A 3670-nucleotide genomic window follows, 5' to 3' on the forward strand; every position below is an offset into this window, starting at 1 on the left:
GGAGCACCCCACGTAAGCCGCAGTTCACCGGTCCGACCGACGCGGCCTCCCGCTACTGTATTCATCATATGTCCGGGAACAACGGCACCGCAGCATCCTGACCAACGCGTCCGGCAATACCTACGCCCATAAAAATAGAGGTGAGCCATCTCATCTCCATACAAAACAATTAGTTATCGTTCACACCGTTACTTTGCCACTGCCGCGCCCCGAATTCGGCGCTCCTCCCCCACTGCCACCACGGCGAGCGTAATCACACTCAGCACCACGGCGGCGTAGAACACAATAAACGTGTCGTTCCAACCGTGCAACAGCTGCCCCATCACGCGCAGCCCGTGCGCCTTTGGATCGGCGATGGCCGCAAAACCAACCTGGGCCATCAGGTCACCAAAGATGTAGGCAAAGGTGCCGGTGAGCCCGTCCGATACGTTTAGCGCATTCTTGGGGACAAAGCTGATCACGGACACCCCAATCAGTAATTGCGGCCCGTATATCAGCATCCCCAGAAAGAACAGCGACATGTTAATCATCGTCGGCGTCGTCCCGTAACGGTACCCGAGCACCACTCCTGCGGTTAACACCAGGCACAGAATGGAAACCACTGCTCGCCGTCCTTTGAGCCAGTCAGAAACCAGCCCCCAAACCACGCTGCCAATAATACCGCCGAGCTGGAAAAGCAGCAACGTATTCGCGCCCTGCGCCACGGTAAAGTGCAACTGCTGTACCGTATACAAAGGCGCCCAGTTAACTATACCAATCCGCACCACGTACACAAACACGTTCGCGATACAGAGTAGCCACACCCACGGGCTCTTAATAACGAAGGTCTTCAGAATATCCCACTTGCTCATCTTTGCCGCTTCCTGATCAGCCGCGGGAACGGGTTCGTCAAAGATAACCTCACTGGTATCCCAACCTAATTCTTGCGGGTCATCAGCACCGAAAAACAAGCCCCAGAAGCCAACAATCAAACCAATTGCAGCCGGAAAGATAAACATACCCCCGACGTTACCGCCAAACAGGTGATTTGCACCCCAAAGTGCGATGATCCCTGCAACGGCTCCACCAAGCTCGTGGGAAATATTCCAAATACCTATGTAGCGCCCACGCGTAGTAGTGGTTGTCCACCTTGAAATCGTGGATAACGATGCAGATCCACCCGGGGACTGAAACAGTCCGTTCAATGACCACAGAACCAAGATCAAGCCCACGGGGGTCTGATTCATTAACAACAATACCCCTACCAAGAGCGTCATTACCGCTGCCAGAACCAGCAGAAACGACATAAACCGTTTCGTGTTTTTCCCATCAACCACGTAGCCCAACAGTGTCTTACCAATCCCATAGGCTAAAGAAAAGCCGTACCCGATCCAACCTAATTGGGTGGTGGTTAAACCCTGCTTCACCAATAGCGGTTGCGCTGCCGACAGGTTGTTCCGCACCAAATACATACAGAAATAAACCATAAAGACAACCATAAACGCCTTCAAAAATTCGCGGAGCCAACGGTGCTTTTGCTCCGGAATTGATAACCCCAGTTTGGCCGGACGTTTTAAATCAAAAAATTGCATGATAACCCTGCTATATAAAATGTGGAAGAATGTCTCTTCGACACCAATAAAGGTTTATATATTTCCTTTCTTGATTGACATTCTGCATCTCACTTAGTCCCGTCATCATCAGTATTCCCTCTTGGATAAACATCCGCACGACATTGACTGACTCTTGAACCATAAGGTATTAGCCATACCCAGAATGATTAATTGACCATTGCATACTGGATTAAATTCTCCACCGCGTTTTGGTCGCGGCGCATACTTGCACCGCATTGATAACACAAATACTGGTCGTGTCCAGTATGATGACGGCGATTACCCTCTAATGCAATCCTGTCCGCGCCAGTTTTGACGAAGCTACACTGCGAACAGCGCTGGGTGCTCGGATAGAACCGATCAACCATGACTAGCTTCACGCCGGACCATGCACACTTATATTGCATAAGTTTCTTAAACTTGCCGAACAGTGAACGGTGCAAGTTTTTGGCTAAGCGTTTGTTCATGTGCATATGCAAGTTATCAAGGTCTTCAATCACAATCACGTCATTGGTTTGTACTAACTGGTGTGTAAACTTGTGCAGTAAATCCATTTGAATTCGGGTCACCTTTTGATAATCTCGCTGCAACTTGGCTCTCGTTGCGCGGTAGTTCTGGGACCGGAAATTTGAAGGGTTTGCCACCCGTTTACGTGCCAGCAACCGCTGATAGTGGGTAATGCGGTCGTACAACCGCAGTAACTTGGCACTCATGGTCGAAACCGATTGGTAGCCCGTAGCGTCGCGATAGTCAAAGCGGGCAATATTGGCATCTACTCCCGTGACTGTATGCCCAGCTTTAACCGCGACACTCTCGTCAACCTCCACAACTAGCGCAACGTAATAGCCATCAGCCTCTTCGACCACGGTCGCTGTTTTTAGCTGACCAGCCCAGCGCACCGGTTCCGCCATCCGGATGTCATACCACGATGTACAACCACGTGGTCGATCTATGCGAAGTTTTTTGTTAACCACCCGCGCACGATCAGTTGTGAATGTATTGCGTGACCGTTTCTTGGACTTAAACCGTGGGCGTCCATGGTTGGGCATCTGCGGATTAAAAAAATTCCGCCACCCCTGAGCCAAATCGTGTACTGCCAGTTGCAAAACCCGGGCTGAGAGTTCGTACTGCCAATCCTGCTTGTTGTTGACCAGCTCATTACGTACTTTACGTTCGTTGGGCCGTAATGACTTATCGTCCATGAACAATGACTCATCGTACATGCCGTTCCATGATTCGAGGGCCAGGTTATAGCAGTAGCGTCGGTAGTCAAACAGTAGTTGGAACGCGCGGCGCATGGTGGCATTGGGGTACAACTTAATCCTGTGTGTTTTAATCATCCTGGCTCACTCCCCCAACATAAACATAGAACACCGCGGCAACTATTCAACACCTTAAATTTTACGCTGGTTTTGAGGTGCTCAACAAGCGTGACTTGATAGTTTCTAATAGGCTTTGCCTATCCCATGCGGTTTGCAATTTGGAGAGTAAGTTATGGCTGTTCAAAAATTGCAACAAATGATTGCATTTAGTCGAAACTACTACATCTGGGTATCAAGATGTCTTCCACTTAATTATTGCGTCTTGATAATATCCCGTTATTACACTTTGTTCCATGATTTAAAGTACAGTTAACTACCTCCTCACATAACGTTATGTTGACATCTTTATACTAGCGCCACAAACCGGTTCGATAACAAGCATCGGCCCAAATGTTTAGTTATTTTTCCATTAATGCACAAAAATACCGCAACCGAATTGACAGTTGCGGTCACCACGATTTCAATTTTTGAATTCTGTACGTCGTTTTACTCCTACGTAACTTCGGGCATGTGGCCTACAGCCGTCGACCCAGCACGGGCACATATCGCATTCACGAAAAACTAAAGTATAAAACCGTCCGCTAAATACCATAGTTATGGACGCTTATCAAACTAGAGGGTGCCGGTGAAGCGGTGGTGAGGTGGAGGCGTCGTGCCCGGAGACGTAGTTGCTATAGTAGCGGGAGGCCGCGTCGGTCGGGCCGGTATGCGGAGGCGTGTGGGGTCGGAATGGTAACCACTGCAAGGGAACGCAGG

At 49.5% G+C, this 3670-nt stretch carries 2 protein-coding genes; both read right to left on the reverse strand.

What is annotated here, in order from left to right; translation table 11 throughout:
* Positions 1-188 precede the first annotated feature (188 nt).
* Positions 189-1571: a hexose-6-phosphate:phosphate antiporter UhpT gene (gene uhpT / locus LPA02S_RS11090; protein ID WP_056956305.1), complete on the reverse strand. Its 1383-nt coding sequence runs from the start codon at positions 1569-1571 to the stop codon at positions 189-191.
* A 188-nt stretch (positions 1572-1759) separates the two neighbouring features.
* The gene (locus LPA02S_RS11095; protein ID WP_056956210.1) at positions 1760-2932 is read right to left on the reverse strand and encodes an RNA-guided endonuclease InsQ/TnpB family protein; all 1173 of its coding nucleotides are present in this window, start codon (positions 2930-2932) and stop codon (positions 1760-1762) included.
* Positions 2933-3670: the final 738 nt, after the last annotated feature.

This window comes from Lacticaseibacillus pantheris DSM 15945 = JCM 12539 = NBRC 106106 (assembly GCF_001591865.1).
GTDB classification, from domain to species: Bacteria; Bacillota; Bacilli; order Lactobacillales; family Lactobacillaceae; genus Lacticaseibacillus; species Lacticaseibacillus pantheris.